The sequence below is a fragment of the Rubrimonas sp. genome, from assembly GCF_036788415.1.
Lineage (GTDB): Bacteria > Pseudomonadota > Alphaproteobacteria > Rhodobacterales > Rhodobacteraceae > Rubrimonas.
Map to the genome: position 1 here is coordinate 1 of NZ_DAIQNN010000245.1, position 1,595 is coordinate 1,595.

Sequence of the window (1,595 nt, forward strand, 5' to 3'; positions counted from 1 at the left end):
GGGGCTCCAGTCGGGCGAGCGGGCGTCGAGCGGGTTGAGCAGCACGTCGCCGCGGCCCTCGTCGTAGAACTCCGCGGTGACGTCGCCGACCTTGTCGAAGACGATGGCGATGTCGCCGCGCGCGCGCACCTGGCGCAGCCAGCGCTTCATGCTGAGCGACTTGCCGGTCTGCGGCGCGCCGAGAAAGAGGATCGAGCGGTTGAGCGCGCGGCGCGGCAGCGGGACGGTTCCGATGACGAAGCGGGAGGCGTCGCGGGTGGCCTTGACGATGCGCGCGAGCATGCGTTCGTCGACGACCTTTTGCCCCCGCGCAAGCAGCGACGCGGCGGCGTTCTGGCCGCGCCTGTAGGCGCCCCAGTAGGCGAAGACGGAGGCCGGCATGGCGAGCGTCATGCAGATCGCGGCGGCGCGTCGGAGCGCCGCCCAGGCCTCGGCGATCGCGTCGCGGTGCCACGGATCGGCATGGATGCGCGCCATTGACCAGCGTTGCGGTCCGGCGTCCGTGAGCACGGTGAGGCCGGTCCAGTCCGCGCGCAGGGCGTCGACGACGACCCAGGAAAGCAGCCACCGGCCCGCCCCGAGAAGGACTGCGTGATCGACCGTCGACCACACCCAGAATCCTGTGGCGAGGATGCCGGTCAGGAGGATCGCCTTGGCCAGCAGCAGGATCGATTTCGCCTGCACCTGCGCCTGCAGGCGGATGATCTCGAGGCCGCGGCTGAAGCTGTCGGCGAGCGGCGTCCTCTTCGTGATCGGCTGCGTCATGCCGCGGTTTCCGCGCCCTGTGGGTCGTCGCCGCCGACGTCGCCATGGGCGGTTTCGTCGTCTGCGTCTGCGCCGCTTCGCGCTGCGCTCGGGTCGCCCCGGAGGCTCTTCAGGCCGCGGTCGTTTTCTGCCACGAAGAGCGGCCAGAGCTTGCTCATGTGGCCGTCGAACCGGGTCTTGAGGTGCTTCTCGAGCGCTTCGCTCGTCGCGTCGGCGTCGACGATGCCGTAGAGCGCGGCGGTCGCCACGGCTTCCGTCCTCAGCAGCCCGCTGTAGAGCGCGCGCAGGTTGTAGAGGATCATTTCGAGCGCGACCGATGCGCCGCCGTGGTCGTGCTCGAGGGCGTTTTCGGGGAGCGTTGTGGTCTGGTTTTCGCGCGATTTGACGCCGTCGAGCGCCGCTTTCACGGCGTCGAGGCGCTCGAGAATGGCGTCCCAGCGATCACCGAGCGCTGCGTTGTCGGCGATGAATTTCCGGAGGCTTTCACCGACGTTTTCGCCGGGTGGAAGCAGCGCGAGGTCCTCGTCTGAGAGCCGCACGGTGTAGGGTTTGCGAGCGATCTCGGCCATGGAATGGTCCCCGCTGGATTGCGTTACGACGCGCGTGTGGCGTGTCGGCCGATGGCTGGCAGGGCGTGTCTGGTGGGCGCGCCGCCGTGTGTTTCGTTCGGTGTTACGCGCGATGTCCGCGGTTCGACGCGCATCGCGTGAAGCGGTCGCTTTGTGCTCTGACGTGTCCCGTCATCGGCTTGTTTGAGGTTCTGGAGACGCTGCTCGGCGACGGGATCCGCGTCATCGATTGCGTCGCAAAAGTGTTGAATTGCGTGTCGA

General features: G+C 68.2%; 2 protein-coding genes. Both read right to left on the reverse strand.

Going from position 1 to position 1,595, the window contains the following annotated elements; genetic code table 11:
• A partial coding sequence (locus tag V7Q31_RS19140) for a type IV secretion system DNA-binding domain-containing protein (RefSeq protein WP_333835425.1) occupies positions 1 to 765 on the reverse strand: 765 nt, incomplete at its 3' end.
• Complete coding sequence (locus V7Q31_RS19145) at positions 762 to 1,334, reverse strand: hypothetical protein (RefSeq protein ID WP_333835426.1); 573 nt, start codon at positions 1,332 to 1,334, stop codon at positions 762 to 764. The genes V7Q31_RS19140 and V7Q31_RS19145, both read right to left, overlap by 4 nt.
• Positions 1,335 to 1,595: the final 261 nt, after the last annotated feature.